Annotated in this window: 14 protein-coding genes and 3 tRNA genes; 9 read left to right on the top strand and 8 right to left on the bottom strand. The window is 40.5% G+C overall.

The window, feature by feature from the left end:
- Nucleotides 1–84: 84 nt before the first annotated feature.
- Nucleotides 85–1,014, top strand: a complete 930-nt coding sequence (uspE, locus tag CXF80_RS03875) for a universal stress protein UspE (RefSeq protein ID WP_101031414.1) — start codon at nt 85–87, stop codon at nt 1,012–1,014.
- Nucleotides 1,015–1,105: 91 nt separating this feature from the next.
- Nucleotides 1,106–2,044: a tRNA 2-thiocytidine(32) synthetase TtcA gene (gene ttcA, locus CXF80_RS03870; RefSeq protein WP_101031412.1), complete on the top strand. Its 939-nt coding sequence runs from the start codon at nt 1,106–1,108 to the stop codon at nt 2,042–2,044.
- Nucleotides 2,045–2,180: 136 nt separating this feature from the next.
- Here ttcA and CXF80_RS03865 read toward each other — a convergent pair whose 3' ends face one another.
- Both CXF80_RS03865 and CXF80_RS03860 read right to left on the bottom strand, forming a co-directional pair.
- The gene (locus tag CXF80_RS03865) at nt 2,181–2,834 is read right to left on the bottom strand and encodes a DUF2987 domain-containing protein (protein ID WP_101031410.1); all 654 of its coding nucleotides are present in this window, start codon (nt 2,832–2,834) and stop codon (nt 2,181–2,183) included.
- A complete protein-coding gene (locus CXF80_RS03860; protein WP_101031408.1) occupies nt 2,827–3,645 on the bottom strand; it encodes a glucosaminidase domain-containing protein in 819 nt (272 codons plus the stop codon). The genes CXF80_RS03865 and CXF80_RS03860 overlap by 8 nt, the downstream gene beginning before the upstream one ends.
- Nucleotides 3,646–3,913: 268 nt before the next feature.
- Here CXF80_RS03860 and yvcK point away from each other — a divergent pair, with 268 nt between their 5' ends.
- Entirely contained in the window at nt 3,914–4,876 is a 963-nt protein-coding gene (gene yvcK / locus CXF80_RS03855) for a uridine diphosphate-N-acetylglucosamine-binding protein YvcK (protein WP_232772034.1), read from the top strand.
- A 203-nt stretch (nt 4,877–5,079) separates the two neighbouring features.
- Here yvcK and CXF80_RS03850 read toward each other — a convergent pair whose 3' ends face one another.
- From CXF80_RS03850 to thrS, 5 genes are all read right to left on the bottom strand, one after another.
- Entirely contained in the window at nt 5,080–6,273 is a 1,194-nt protein-coding gene (locus CXF80_RS03850) for an amino acid aminotransferase (RefSeq protein WP_101031406.1), read from the bottom strand.
- Between the two features lie 504 nt (nt 6,274–6,777).
- Nucleotides 6,778–7,134: a 50S ribosomal protein L20 gene (gene rplT / locus CXF80_RS03845; RefSeq protein WP_101031404.1), complete on the bottom strand. Its 357-nt coding sequence runs from the start codon at nt 7,132–7,134 to the stop codon at nt 6,778–6,780.
- A gap of 16 nt (nt 7,135–7,150) precedes the next feature.
- Nucleotides 7,151–7,345 (bottom strand): 50S ribosomal protein L35, encoded by a 195-nt coding sequence (rpmI, locus tag CXF80_RS03840; RefSeq protein ID WP_011496149.1) that lies wholly within the window; start codon nt 7,343–7,345, stop codon nt 7,151–7,153.
- An 82-nt stretch (nt 7,346–7,427) separates the two neighbouring features.
- A complete protein-coding gene (gene infC, locus CXF80_RS03835; RefSeq protein ID WP_101031402.1) occupies nt 7,428–7,970 on the bottom strand; it encodes a translation initiation factor IF-3 in 543 nt (180 codons plus the stop codon).
- 3 nt (nt 7,971–7,973) lie between these two features.
- Nucleotides 7,974–9,902: a threonine--tRNA ligase gene (gene thrS / locus CXF80_RS03830; RefSeq protein ID WP_101031400.1), complete on the bottom strand. Its 1,929-nt coding sequence runs from the start codon at nt 9,900–9,902 to the stop codon at nt 7,974–7,976.
- Between the two features lie 507 nt (nt 9,903–10,409).
- Between thrS and CXF80_RS03825 the strand changes: the two genes are divergently transcribed.
- On the top strand, nt 10,410–10,610 hold the full coding sequence (locus CXF80_RS03825) for a CPXCG motif-containing cysteine-rich protein (RefSeq protein WP_101031398.1): 201 nt from the start codon (nt 10,410–10,412) through the stop codon (nt 10,608–10,610).
- A 67-nt stretch (nt 10,611–10,677) separates the two neighbouring features.
- Here CXF80_RS03825 and CXF80_RS03820 read toward each other — a convergent pair whose 3' ends face one another.
- A complete protein-coding gene (locus CXF80_RS03820) occupies nt 10,678–11,292 on the bottom strand; it encodes a riboflavin synthase subunit alpha (RefSeq protein WP_101031396.1) in 615 nt (204 codons plus the stop codon).
- A 30-nt stretch (nt 11,293–11,322) separates the two neighbouring features.
- Between CXF80_RS03820 and CXF80_RS03815 the strand changes: the two genes are divergently transcribed.
- The 5 genes from CXF80_RS03815 (at nt 11,323) to CXF80_RS03800 (ending at nt 14,756) form a co-directional block, all read left to right on the top strand.
- The gene (locus tag CXF80_RS03815; protein WP_101031394.1) at nt 11,323–12,684 is read left to right on the top strand and encodes an MATE family efflux transporter; all 1,362 of its coding nucleotides are present in this window, start codon (nt 11,323–11,325) and stop codon (nt 12,682–12,684) included.
- Between the two features lie 185 nt (nt 12,685–12,869).
- Nucleotides 12,870–12,946, top strand: a tRNA-Val gene (locus CXF80_RS03810).
- A gap of 38 nt (nt 12,947–12,984) precedes the next feature.
- Nucleotides 12,985–13,061 (top strand) — tRNA-Val (locus tag CXF80_RS03805).
- Between the two features lie 219 nt (nt 13,062–13,280).
- Nucleotides 13,281–13,382: transfer RNA gene (locus tag CXF80_RS20025), tRNA-OTHER, on the top strand.
- A 675-nt stretch (nt 13,383–14,057) separates the two neighbouring features.
- The gene (locus CXF80_RS03800; protein WP_101031392.1) at nt 14,058–14,756 is read left to right on the top strand and encodes a hypothetical protein; all 699 of its coding nucleotides are present in this window, start codon (nt 14,058–14,060) and stop codon (nt 14,754–14,756) included.
- Nucleotides 14,757–14,910: the final 154 nt, after the last annotated feature.

Here is a 14,910-nt window from a genome sequence, read left to right as displayed (position 1 = left end):
GATCTATCTCAATGTTTAAGTATTAGTAAACGGTAATACTATCAATAGATAATATCAATAAAAACTTAACAGCTTGGAGGTTATATGAAGGATTATAAAAAGATATTAGTGGTGATTAATCCTACAACGGATCATCAACCCGCATTGGCACGTGCTGTTGAGTTAGCGTCAAAAAGTCAGGCAGAGATAACCGCATTTTTATCTATTTTTGATTTCTCATATGAAATGACCTCTATTTTATCTAGCCAAGAACGTGAAGCTATGCGACAAGGTGTCATCGATCAGCGTGTTGCCTGGTTAGAAAACGCCATAAGTGGTTTTGATAAGCTTAATATTAACATTAATACTGAAGTTGTTTGGCATAACCGCCCTTTCGAAAGTGTGATAAATCATGCGATAAAAGGTCATTATGATTTGATTGTTAAAAGCACACATGAACATCATAAATTAAAAGCGGTCATTTTTACCCCTACAGATTGGCATTTAATGCGTAAGTCTCCTGTCCCGGTGTTGTTAGTCAAAGAACATGATTGGCCAGTTGCAGGCAAGATTGTCTGTGCGGTCAACGTTGCTACCGAAGATGAAGATCATCAAACTCTTAACGGTAAAATCATTAATCACGCTCTCGATTTAGCCAAAAAATTCTCTGCAAGTGTGCACTTAGTTAATGGGTATCCTGGTACGCCAGTAAATCTCGCTATCGAACTCCCCGACTTTGATGCCAGTGTGTATAACAATACTGTGCGCATGCAGCATGAGCAACGAGTACAGTATTTAGCTCAAGCTTATAATATTCCATTAGAAAACTGCCATGTTGAAGAAGGATTACCTGAAGATGTTATTCCTGAAATCTCGACCAAATTAGATGCAGAATTAGTTGTACTTGGTACAGTTGGCCGCACAGGTTTTTCTGCTACATTAATTGGTAATACGGCTGAACATGTCATCGACAGTATTAATTGTGATTTGTTGGCGATTAAACCTGATGGATATAAATCACCTTTAGAAGATTAGTCTCCATTAGAAGAGGTTAACTTCTTTACCCTGACCTCGAATGCTGGAATAATACGCGCCCTGAAACACTTAGTTACTGGGCGCATTTTTTATGTCTGAAGTTGATACAATCTCTGAAAATAATATAACTCGTATAAATAAGCTGCAAAAACGTTTACGACATGAAGTCGGTTCAGCGATTGCGGATTATAATATGATCGAAGATGGTGATCGCGTTATGTGTTGCCTATCCGGTGGCAAAGACAGCTACACTATGCTGGATATTTTATTAAATCTTCAACGACGCGCGCCAATTAAATTTGAAATTGTCGCGGTTAACTTAGATCAAAAACAACCTGGTTTTCCTGAACATGTGTTGCCAGCATACTTAGATGAGTTAGGTGTCGCTTACCATATTCTTGAAAAAGATACCTATTCTATTGTCAAAGAAAAGATACCCGAAGGCAAAACGACATGTTCACTGTGTTCTCGTTTGCGTCGTGGTACGCTTTATGGTTTCGCCCAACACATAGGGGCAACAAAAATTGCACTAGGTCATCACCGTGACGACATTATTGAAACCTTATTTTTAAATATGTTTTATGCCGGCAAACAAAAATCTATGCCACCTAAACTGTTATCTGATGACGGTGCCAATATGGTTATTCGTCCGTTGGCCTATTGCCGTGAAAAAGACATTGAAGAATATTCGACATTGAAATCGTTTCCTATCATTCCTTGCAACTTATGTGGCTCGCAAGAAAATTTAAAACGAGGTGCGATTAAAGATATGTTACAGCTTTGGGATAAACAATATCCTGGTCGCATTGAAACTATTTTTACCGCAATGCAAAATACCGCACCATCGCAAGGTGTTGACCGCGAGCAGTTTGATTTTGTTTCATTGCAACGAAATTCAGATGTTGTAAACACGGGTGATATTGCTGATGCAGATTTACCTGCTTTTGATTTTGTTGATATCAGTAATAATGGTCATATCGATTTAGATATCAGTAATCGAATCGATGTAGTCGCAACGTTTACGCCATAATAATGGCATTCACCCGTTAACAGATAAAATAAAGGAGTTGATATCAACGCCTTTATTATTACATCAATTGGTTTTACAAAAACGTTTAGCCTAATTATTCGAGTAGAGCTTATCTAGCTCGAATAACAGTCCGACATTATTTCATGACGAATGGACTGACAACAGTTGGTTGCTGATTAAATGAAAGATGTTGCAGTTGATTAATTTTGGCCTGTGTCAGTGTGTATTTCTGATCCACTGTCGATTCTACACCGTCAATGGTTGCCATAATGATAGTGCCGTTATTGTGTTGGTTGGCAAACTCAAATGTCAGTCCACTAATCGGTTTACGAAAATACTTCATCGGAAAACCTTGTAATCCATCAAGCAGCTTATTCATATCGCCGGTTAGTGCTAACAGTTCCGTTTGAGTGAAATTTAGCTTGGTTTCTTTAGCGCGAACCTGCATGGCAATGGCACATTGTTCTGCATCACCGGTCACATTGATATTGACCAAACCTCGGTCAGATTTCAACTGCGGATCGTAGGGAATAAATAAGCGCTGTTGCTCATTATACGGTAGTGGGAACTGCTCTTTTTCGGTAGTGATACTACCTGACACTATGGTGCAATCTGATGTGATCGGTACACTAAAGGCTACCTCAACCAATGGATAGTTTTGCTTATTCACTTGCTTTAATCGATCGTAAAAGCCTTTGTACTCTAATGAAACAGTTTCAGCAACACTGCTACTAACCATAAAAATAGACGATATAAAAATAAATCCGATCACTAGCGTGCGATTAAGCATTAGCTTTGTTCCCTTGTAAATATGGCTTATTGTGTTTAAGCATGTCGAGTAGATCATCAATGTACTCGTCCTTTCGTTCTGAATAATTAATTAAGCCATAAACCAATTTCTCGGCGGTCAGCTTAATTTTTTGCGCCCGCAAATCAGCGCGAATAGAACGAAATAAACGATACGCAGAATTCGTGTTTAAATTAATCATGTAGGCAATAATTGACTCTTTGGGTGAATCAAATACGGCCACCTCATGGCTTTTGCCGTCCGCCCTCGCTAATGGCACTAAACCACAGCCCTCGGTAAAACACCATTGGCCAAAAAAATTAAACCCGTCGATTGCAAAACGTGAACTGCCCCAACCGCTTTCGTTGGCAGCTTGTACCAACACCATATCAACTGGAATGATATCGACGCGCTTTAATAAGGGCGTTAAGGTATTGCGCGTAAATGATTTAACATCATATTGATAATATTCAAGAATTGAATTCAACCTCTCATTATCAGATCCACTTAAGCCTAAATCATTATCGATTTTATCAATAACGGCCAATATGAATTGACGGTCGTGAATAATAATTTGATTTTGAGCTTCAACCGAAGGCCGCAAGTAATCAAAGAACGTTTGCTTTTTAGTGACTACATCATCTATTTCAGCAAACAACGGTACTTCACCTAGATCAACTTCATTAAGTTGATGAGTTCCAGATGTGACTGATTCTTGAGTCGTATTAGGAATGATAAAGAGTCTTATCGCCAACAATGCAACAACGGCTAAGCCTAATGCAAATGTTACTTTACCTATATTGCCTATCTTCAACAGTACCTGCCTTATCAAAAATTCATTTTCAACTTACTAATCTCGTTAATTATAACCTTAATGACCGATAGGATACAGTAAAGCGCTTTTGTGGATGGGGTGCTTATCGGCTTTGGGTCCCGATTGTGACCAATATAGGCAGCAAAACGGAAAAATAATTACACTTTAATGACCATATACAGTTAACATTGATTGAACGTGATAACTGGGCAGTCTTTATCGACTGCATATCGTCTTATTCAACAACTCAAGGACTTGAGAACAGATTATGTTGGATCAAAAACTCAATAATTATCATCATGTGGTAGCCATAGGTGGCGGGCATGGATTAGGCCGTATTCTTGCCGCTTTATCTTTTTTAGGCCCAAGATTAACAGGGATTGTTGCAACCACTGATAATGGTGGATCTACCGGCCGGCTGAGGCAGGATCAACAAACTATAGCGTGGGGAGATTTACGTAATTGTCTTTCCCATCTGGCCCTTAGGCCATCGTTAGGTTCGATGTTATTCGATCATCGTTTCACGGGTGATAATGAACTTTCTGGGCATAATTTAGGTAATCTGGTTTTACACGCACTCGATCAACTTTGTGTAAGACCGCTTGAAGCGGTAAATTTAATTCGTGGCTTACTTAAAATTGAGACGCAAATTATTCCGATGTCTGAAGCTTCAACTCATCTTGTTGCACTTACGCATTGTGGCAGCAAAGTCTTTGGCGAACTTAATGTTGACGGCATGAAAGAAGCGCCGATTGCATTATCATTAGAGCCTGAAGTCGAAGCAACATCAGAGGCGTGCTGTGCACTCGCTGAAGCCGATTTAATTATCATCGGCCCTGGTAGTTTTTTAACCAGTATACTGCCACCGTTATTGATCCCTCAGCTAACCAAGAGTATTCGAGACTCTCAAGCGCATGTTATTTTAGTGGATAATTTAACGCCCGAATATTCACCAGCAAGCACCTTTAGCATCGAAGATAAAATTGCTTGGTTCAACCAGCTTATAGGCAAGGAAGTCATCGCCGATGTTATTCAGCATGGCAATAAGATTGAGCTCGCGTGCTCCGAAGTGAATGGGGTTCGTTTTAATCATTTTCCGTTAGTAAGCCAGCATCATCCTGGTTTACACGATAAACTAGCGTTAGCTGAGGCCATTAGCCAAGTGTGTGGATCATACCAATCAAATAGTAAAGCCATTGATTTGACTAAAATACTTTCAGCTACTGTATAGAATGTATCTGTTAGTGCTGCCAAAATAGAGTATTAACTAGAGAATGATCCTGCTAAGTATTGCTATGGGGTCAAACTGGATTTGAATCGATATCTAATTCGAAGAACCGACTCGAACTCGCATTCAACAATGACAACAAGATTATGGTGCACAGATAATAGAAAAGGCTGCATAGTGCAGCCTTTTTTAATCTGTCGCTAATGTTAAATCACTTGTGCAATAGCTTTACACACAGCGGGCATATTGTTTTTCGTTAAACCTGCAACGCTAATACGACCAGAACCGACAATATAAATAGCGAATTCATCTTTTAAACGGGCAACTTGGCTTTTATTTAAACCTGAAAAACTGAACATGCCATTTTGACGCGAGATAAAACTAAAATCCTGTTTTACGCCTTCAGCTTTGAGACTTTCAACAAATAAGCTGCGCATGTCTGCAATACGTTCACGCATTAGAGTCAGCTCGGCTTCCCATTCTTGGCGCAGTGCCTTATCAGATAAAATAGTGCTAACAATCAACCCACCGTGTGCCGGAGGATTAGAGTAATTGGCACGAATATTTTTTTTGATTTGGCTAAAGCTTCTAACAGCATCATCTTGATTTTCTGCAACGATAGTGACAGCACCAATACGTTCGTTATACAAACCAAAGTTTTTAGAAAATGAGTTAGCAATTAATAGCTCTGGCACCACGGAAGCAACAGCGCGCAGACCTTGGGCGTCTTCTTCAATACCAGCACCAAACCCTTGGTAAGCAAAATCAAATAACGGTAGCAAAGATTTTTCTACACAAATGTTCGCGACTTGCTTCCATTGTTCAATCGATAAGTCGATACCGGTTGGGTTATGACAGCAACCATGAAGTAATATCACATCTCCCGCATTGGCATTCGCTAAATCAGCCAACATGGCGTCGAAATCCATGTCATGAGTTTCAGCCTTGTAGTAACGGTATTCTTTAACCGTTAATCCTGCGGTTTCAAAAATATTCTTATGATTAGCCCAAGTAGGATTACTGACCCAAATTGTTGTTGAGCGTGTATTACGGACCAGAAATTCTGAAGCCACGCGTAATGAACCTGTACCACCGGGTGCTTGTGCTGTAACGGCACGTTTATTTGCAATAATATTACTCTGAGGACCAAACAATAAATCTTGAACAACTTGATTGTAAGCTTGTACACCTTCAATACCGAGATAATTCTTGGTCTTTTCGGTTTCAAGTAAAATGGCTTCAGCTTTTTTTACAGAAGATAATATAGGCGTTTGCCCTGCTTCATCTTTATAAATACCTACCCCTAAGTTGACTTTGTGAGGGCGAGCATCTGCTTTAAATGCATCCGTTAAGCCTAAAATGGGGTCTGCTGGAGCAAGCGTGACTTGAGAGAAGATCATTACAACTATCCTAAGTGAAGTGAATGGAGAACATATATTTAGTTATACCACTGTATGCCAGCGGTGAGTAGTGAGACTTTTAATAGTTGATACAAAGTTCATTAAAAGTTAAACATTCCTCAATTTTAGGTACATTATAATGCTAATTTCATTAAATATGTGGTCATTTTCACTTTTTATACTGCTAACGAACTTTAACTTGCGATAGTAAATAAACATAAAATAGCCCTTTGTCGGGCTAACCACATTGGATCCATTGACAATATTGCAGTGTTTGACGAGTAGAGGTGCCTGATTAATAAATGACAAGTTTGGGATATAAATTGATCGAAGTAGGCTCAATGCTATTGTTCTATCAACTCTCTTGTCTGTAGTTGAGATTACCTCTGAAAGTGGCAGGCATGAAATGGTAAGCGTTTTGTATGGCAAGAGGCTTCTTACTTTGTAATAGATATAAAAAAAGGAACCCGAAGGCTCCTCTTTTTAAAGCGACCAACTAATTACTTAGTTTAACGCTTCTTTTGCTTTTTCAACTAAAATTGCAAAAACAACTTTGTCGAAAACAGCGATGTCAGCCAAAATCTTACGATCGATTTCAATAGACGCCTTTTTCAAGCCGTTAATGAAACGGCTGTAAGACAGACCATTTTGACGAGACGCTGCATTAATACGCGCAATCCATAACTGACGGAATTGACGTTTTTTCTGACGACGATCACGGTAAGCATATTGACCAGCTTTTGTTACTGCCTGAACAGCAACACGGTAAGTACGGCTACGAGCGCCATAATAACCTTTAGCTAATTTTAAAACTTTCTTGTGACGAGCACGTGCGGTTACACCACGCTTAACTCTTGGCATTTTCTAAACTCCTAAATTAAGCGTATGGTAATTGACGCGCGATTGCTGGAACGTCAGACTTAGCAACTAAACATTTAGCACGTAAGTGACGCTTACGCTTAGTGCTTTTCTTGGTCAAAATGTGACGTAAGTGTGCTTGCTTGCGCTTGAAACCATTAGCGGTTTTCTTAAAACGCTTCGCTACACCCTTGTCTGTTTTCATTTTAGGCATTTCTAAAACTCCGCATTGGGACGTTAATAAACGTAAGGCGAGCAAAAGCCTCAAGAGACTTTTACTACTTTAGGTTGCCCTACTATTTCTTTTTAGGTGCTAGCACCATAATTGCTTGACGACCTTCCATTTTAGGGAAAGATTCGACAACCGCATACGGTTCCAAATCAGCCTTGATACGGTTCAAAAGATCCATACCTAGGTTTTGGTGTGCCATTTCGCGACCACGGAAACGCAGCGTAATTTTCGCTTTGTCCCCATCTTCTAGAAAACGAATCAGGTTGCGTAGTTTTACCTGATAGTCGTTATCATCAGTTCCAGGTCGGAATTTAATTTCCTTAACCTGGACCTGTTTCTGCTTCTTCTTTTGTTCCTTTTGAGCTTTCGCTTTATCAAAAAGGAACTTACCGTAGTCCATGATGCGACAGACAGGAGGCTCAGCATTGGGACTGATCTCGACAAGATCAACTCCGGCTTCATCTGCAACGTTCTGAGCTTCTTTTATACTTAATATACCAATTGGTTCACCATCTAAACCTGATAAACGGACTTCAGGTACACCAGTGATTTCATCATTGATTCTATTAGGGGCCGGCTGTCGCCCTGCTGTTCTTTTGATCTTTATGACCTATTCCTCCAACAATTTGAGACTACGGAGCGAAATCTGTTGACGTATCATCGCGGCGAAATCTTCTAGTTTTAACTTGCCTAAATCGATACCGTCACGTGTACGCACCGCTACTTCCTTATTTTCCATTTCTTGATCACCAACGACCAATAAATAAGGCACACGTCTTAGAGTGTGTTCGCGTATCTTAAAGCCTATTTTCTCATTCCTCAAGTCAAAAGATGTTCGAATACCCTGTTCTTTGAAGAATTTAACGATTTCTTCAACATAAACAGCTTGTTTATCGGTAATATTCATTACAACCACTTGCGTTGGAGCAAGCCATGTTGGAAATTTACCCGCGTATTCTTCTATCAAGATACCTATGAAACGTTCTAAAGAACCTAAAATAGCACGATGGATCATTACTGGCGTCTGGCGACTGTTGTCTTCTGCGACATAAGTCGCGCCTAAACGATTCGGTAATGCATAATCGAGTTGTACTGTACCACATTGCCATGCACGATCTAAACAGTCATGCAAAGTAAATTCGATTTTTGGGCCATAAAACGCACCTTCACCGGGTAATATTTCAAATTCAATATTATTATTGGCAAGTGCTTGCTTTAATGCCTCTTCAGCGCGGTCCCACATGTCATCGTCGCCAATACGTTTTTCAGGGCGCGTTGACAGTTTAACCTCGATGTTGTCGAAACCAAATGTCGCGTATGTGTCATATACCATTTGGATACATGCACTCACTTCTTGTTGAACTTGATCATCAGTACAAAAAACATGAGCGTCGTCTTGGGTAAAACCACGTACGCGCATTAAACCGTGAAGTGAACCTGATGGTTCGTTACGATGACAACAACCAAATTCAGCCATACGTAATGGCAAGTCTCGATAAGATTTTAACCCTTGGTTGAAAATCTGTACATGTCCTGGGCAGTTCATTGGCTTAATAGCGTATTCACGGTTTTCGCTGTTAGTCGTGAACATGGCATCTGCGTATTTATCCCAGTGGCCAGAACGTTCCCACAATGCACGATCCATCATCAGTGGGCCTTTCACTTCTTGATAAGTGTATTGACCTAGCTTTTGGCGAATGAACTTCTCAAGCTCCAAAAATATGCTCCAACCATCGTTATGCCAAAACACCATTCCAGGTGCTTCTTCTTGCATGTGGTACAAATCTAATTGCTTACCTATTTTACGATGGTCACGCTTAGCGGCTTCTTCTAAGCGCACTAAATGGGTTTTCAACGCTTTTTTATCTGCCCAAGCAGTACCATAAATACGTTGTAGCATTTTGTTATCTGAGTTACCACGCCAGTATGCACCAGCAACACTCATCAATTTAAAATGCTGACAAAAACGCATGTTAGGTACATGCGGTCCACGACACATATCAATGTATTCTTCGTGGTTATACAGCGCAGGTGTTGCGTCTTTACTGATGTTTTCATCAAGAATGGCAACTTTATATTCTTCGCCACGAGCACTAAATGCATCGTGAGCCTGTTGCCAAGACACAACTTCTTTAACCACATCGTAGTTAGTTTTTGCTAAATCAAGCATGCGCTTTTCTAAGGCTTCGATATCCTCATGCGTCAGCTTATGATCTAAATCGATGTCGTAATAAAATCCGTTATCGATCACAGGGCCAATCGCCATTTTGGTTTCAGGCCACATTTGTTTGATCGCGTGACCTAATAAATGGGCACAAGAATGGCGGAGAATTTCAACACCCTCTTCGTTTTTAGCAGTAATGATAGCTAACTCTGAATCTGCAGTGATTAAGTCTGTTGCATCTTTTAGCTCACCATTTACTCGGCCAGCAATACACGCTTTAGCTAAACCAGGGCCGATGTCTAATGCAACATCAAGAGTCGATACAGGATTGGCAAACTCACGTTTGCTGCCATCAGGCAATGTAATAATAGGCATGAAAATTCCTTGTCCAGTGGTGACCCACACGTAGGGCCACATGGTAATTAAGTATGTTCTTTTTGAACGAGTGACACGCTAATGAAATCAAGACAGTACAGGAGTCTTAGTTACCCAAAAACGCAGGTCTCTATTCTATGTGATAAGCGGATTATGGCGCAACCATGACGGGATGAATAACAGGTATAAATGGTGTTTTTTGCTAAATTAAATGAAAAGAAGCTGGCTAATGTTATTAGCGATTATTTAACTAGTGCAATCTCGATCGAGTCGCTGCGCCGCAGTCACTGTTTATACAATGTGGCGATTTAATTACCGATTTAATTACCAGTGAATTATATTGATATCATTACTATCTAATTATAAACAATATTATTAAATAAAATGTCATTAGTTTTTATTTTGAGTGAATAATATTTTGATTTGATAGAATCATTCATAGGAATGATCCAAAATGCTAAATGCTCACTATACTTATTAATAACGAGTCAGTGAGGAGTATTAGTTATGAGACTGCTTTCGCGCGCCATTTGTTGCCCCCATTGCGGGCATAATCAATATGTCACTTTAGATGCCAGTTCAGGAGATCAAGAATATTATGACGACTGTCGTATTTGTTGTAATCCAATCCACATTCGGATGCATCTAGATGATAATCGTAGAAAAATAGAACTTCATATCGATTCAGACGATGAACAAATTTATTAATCCATAGCACTTGCCTGCTTAATCTGCGAAGCAAGCAAGTTATGGCACTTTATGACGAGTGGCTTATTTACGCAAGTTGCTTATTAGCCAAAATGCGCTCAACGGTATCAACGATAACCTGCGTTTGACTGTCAATTTCGATATTAATCCTACTGCCAACGGTGCAATCGTCCAAATTGGTCAGCTTTAACGTTTCAGGAATTAAATGCAGCATAAATCCATTGTCAGTGAGCTTACCAACCGTTAAGCTACAGCCGTTAATTCCAACAAAGCCTTTATAAAAAATGTAGTTCATCCACTGCGGATCAACTTGCAGTTCTATATTATAGTGCTCGTCGGTGTGACTCACGGCTTTTACTGTGGCCAGAGTATGCACATGACCTGATAAAATATGCCCACCGATTTCGGACCCAAACGTTAACGAACGTTCAATGTTTATCCTATCACCGACATTGGTATTACCTAGGTTAGTTACGGCTAATGTCTCTTCCATTACATCGAAAAAAACCTTATCATTTAGTATCTTGGTAGCAGTAAGGCAAACACCATTATTGGCTACGCTAGCACCTGTTACTAATCCTTGTGTTAACTCTGGCGTCATAGCGATTTCAAAGGTTTTAAGACCTGTAGCATTGTTAATTGAGACCACCTCACAAGTGGCTTGAACTATACCAGTAAACATATTTTATCTCGTTCCGTTATAGGTTTTTTAATGAATAATACAGGGTTTCAAATTTCACGCTTGATAAAATTAGCGCTGCCGGTACTGATTGCACAAGTGACTCAGACCATGATGGGCTTTATTGACACCGTTATGGCTGGCCGCGTCAGCGCAGTAGACATGGCTGCAGTTGCAGTGGGCACCAGTCTTTGGTTACCTGCAATCTTATTTGTTCAAGGTTTACTCATGTCTTTTACGCCGGTATTTGCACAATATCATGGTGCAAATAATCAGCAAGCCATTCCCGCGATACTGTTTCAGGCTGGATATATTGCCATAATTGGTGGTATTGGTGTGATGTTCTTTCTCACATCTTCTACTTATTTACTCGAACTAATGAATTTAGAACCCAAGCTGCATGCGTTAACGGTTGGTTATATTGATGCTATTTTGTGGGGCGCTCCTGCCTTCGTGTTGTATCAAGTACTGCGCGGTTGCAGTGAGGGTATTTCTTATACTATGCCAACGATGGTGATTGGCTTTATTGGATTAGCCGTCAATATACCCGCCAATTACGTGTTTATTTATGGTGGTTTTGGTATTCCAGCAATGGGCGGTGCGGGTTGTGGTGTAGCTACAGCGCTTGTGTTTTGGGCTATGTTAGCCGCCATGATCATTTACATGTTAGTCGATAAAACCTTTAAAGAGCTGGAACCGTTTAAACAGTTTTATCGTCCGCACTTAGCTAACATGTGGGCGATGACAAAGCTGGGGATGCCAATTGCAATGGCATTATTTTTTGAAGTCAGCCTATTTGCCGTCATCGCGTTATTTTTAGCACCTCTTGGCGCCAATGTAGTGGCGAGTCATCAAATAGCCCTTAACTTCTCTTCAATCATATTTATGCTGCCATTATCTATTGGTATTGCGGTGTCTATTCGTATTGGTTATTACCTTGGTCGCGGTCAACCTGAGATATCAGCGCTTGTCGCTAAAGTTGGATTAGGTTTGTCTTTAGTCTTGGCCGTGTTTACCGCCCTACTGACGGTGACCTTTAGGCATGAGATCGCATTACTCTATAATGATAATCCTGAAGTGGTTACCTTAGCGGGTAGCTTGATGATGCTTGCTGCATTTTATCAAATATCCGACTCCATCCAAGTTGTCGCCGCAGGAGCGCTAAGAGGCTATAAAGACACTCGAAGTGCGTTTTACATTACCTTGTTTTCGTATTGGTGTATTGGCATGACCATAGGTTATGTGTTGGGATATACTGACATTGTTCGACCTGCCATGGGCGCTCATGGATTTTGGATTGGGTTAATTGCAGGATTAACATCTGCGGCAATTTTATTTGCAATAAGATTAAAGTACATTCAGAAGAAAGGTTTGGTATTTAGCCAGATAGGCTAATTTATGCAAATTACCAAGGTTAACCATTTAACATTGCTTAACCTTGAAGCAAGTTGCACAGCAAATCACCATTTAGATATAAAAATGGTTTTTTTGCTTGCAAGCTATAGGCTATCCCACTTACTATAGCATCCACTTTGAAGCGAGATGTTTTAAAGTTTTTGATTTTATTAAAAATAAGTAATACACCCGTAGCTCAGCTGGTTAGAGCACTACCTTGACATGGTAGGGGTCGGTGGTTCGAGTCCACTCGGGTGTACCACTCTTCTCAAAGAGTCTAAACATTGAAACAATCTATATACACCCGTAGCTCAGCTGGTTAGAGCACTACCTTGACATGGTAGGGGTCGGTGGTTCGAGTCCACTCGGGTGTACCAATTCTCATTTATAATGAGAATGCGGCCAGCGAAAGCTGGTTTTTTTATATCTATAATTTAAAGCTGAAAATGTACTTAAGCCCTTTATAACTCAGCGGGTTAACACACTAGCCTCTTTTAGTTAACTGCGGCGATAAAGGGTCGGTATTCTTGTAGTAAAAAGAAGTCCACTCGGGTGTACCACTCTTCTCAAAGAGTCTAAACATTGAAACAATCTATACACCCGTAGCTCAGCTGGTTAGAGCACTACCCTCTCTTAGTTAACTGGGGCGGTAGGGGTCGGTATTCATGTGGTAAAGCGAAGTCCACTCGGGTGTACCAATTCTCTTTTAAAAGAGAATACGGCCAGCGAAAGCTGGTTTTTTTGTGTCTAAAATTAATAGTTAATATTCACAAGCTAATAAATCCATAGCTCAGCTGTTTAGAGCACTACCCTCTCTTAGTTAACTGCGGCGATAGGGGTCGGTATTCATGTGGTAAAGCGAAGTCCACTCGGGTGTACCAATTCTCTTATAAATGAGAATACGGCCAGCGAAAGCTGGTTTTTTTGTGTCTAAATTTTAAAGTCGATAATATACTTAAGCCCTCTATAACTCAGCGGGTTAACACACTAGCCTCTTTTAGTTAACTGCGGAGGTAGGAGTCGGACTTCTTGAAGTAAAACACTGTAGTGGATAGCGGTCCATTCGGGTGTACCAACTCTGTTATAAATGAGAATACGGCCAGCGAAAGCTGGTTTTTTTGTGTCTAAAATTTAAAGTCGATAATGTACTTCAGTCCTCTATAACTCAGCGGCTTAGCACACTACCCTCTCGTTATCACGGCGGCGGTAGGGGTCGGACTTCTTGACGACGGACTCTTTGCCCTACTATTGCCACATGTTCTTATAGTAGCGGCAATCTTGAGCGGCGCTGATTTTGTTACTTTACATTATTTAGGTTACTCTATTTTTGTGTTTATTATTTACTTTAGATATAGCAGAAACTGGAATAACACATGGTCTCAAAGCTCCCTGATAAAAAGTCGCGTACTCAAGATATTCAGGCATTCATTAGCCAAGTCAAAAATACTCCGCGGGTCACTGGCGAAGACAAGGGTAGATTGATATTTGCAATGGATGCCACAGCAAGTCGTGAGCACTGCTGGGATATGGCGAGTCAACAACATGCGGCTATGTTTACCGAAGCCGATAAGGTGAGTACTCTAAGTGTGCAGCTTTGTTATTATCGGGGTTTTGGAGAGTTTAAAGCACTTCCCTGGACACGCGGCGCCGATGAAATCAAACAAGCCTTACTTTCAGTTCGCTGCCTGGCCGGGAAAACCCAGATTGCCAAAGTGTTATCCCATGCATTGAGTGAAACTCGCGCAAACAAAGTAAACGCACTGGTATTTGTCGGTGATAGTGTTGAAGAAAACCCAGATTCACTTGGAGCCTTAGCAGGCCAGTTGGGAATACTCAATCTGCCTTTATTTGTTTTTCAAGAAGGAAATAATGCAAAGGTTGGCAGTATTTTCTCACAGCTAGCGACATTGAGTGGCGGTGCACATTGCCAGTTTGATCAAGGTAGTGCTAGACAGTTAGGTCAGTTGTTAGCCGCGGTTGCGGTATATGCTGCGGGCGGAAAATCTGCTTTGAAAAATAATTTGTTGAGTAAGGATGCCAGCGTGAGACGGTTATTACAGCAATTAAAGTAGTCGTGAATAGTGAGCGGTAAATAATCCAACCGTTGCAACAAAAAATAAACACCGTAAATATCGTGTAGGCTCTCGGATTACATAAGCACGGCGACAAAGCAACACCGTAAAACAAATGGTGTAGGCTTTACGACTTAACTGATACCTCAAATAA

It is taken from the genome of Shewanella sp. Actino-trap-3, assembly GCF_002836275.1.
Taxonomy (GTDB): Bacteria; Pseudomonadota; Gammaproteobacteria; order Enterobacterales; family Shewanellaceae; genus Shewanella; species Shewanella psychromarinicola.
The sequence above is the reverse complement of the archived record's forward strand: the minus strand, read 5'-3'. Positions and strand labels throughout refer to the sequence as shown.